At 65.3% G+C, this 242-nt stretch carries 1 protein-coding gene; it reads left to right on the top strand.

Annotated elements, in window-relative coordinates; all coding sequences use genetic code 11:
* A partial coding sequence (locus AC0IXA_RS28010; RefSeq protein WP_471814994.1) for a hypothetical protein occupies window positions 1–242 on the top strand: 242 nt, incomplete at both ends.

A 242-nucleotide genomic window follows, 5' to 3' on the forward strand; every position in this document is an offset into this window, starting at 1 on the left:
CCTCCAGAAGGGCTCAGGAAGCCGATCAGCAAATTGATAACCACCGCTCGGCAGCACAACTCGGGAAGTCCGCGGCCCTCAGAACCGCGGCACATATCGGAGGGCAGGCCGTCAGTTACGCGGCGGGCCTCGGAATCGGCGCAACGATGGCGGCGCTGGGCAGCGTGACCGGCCCGGTCGGTGTTGCGTTCGGGGTGTTTCTCGGCGTGCTGGCCAAAAAAGCCGTCAGCGTGGGAGTGGAT

The sequence above is a fragment of the Pseudomonas sp. AC083 genome (genome assembly GCF_979253165.1).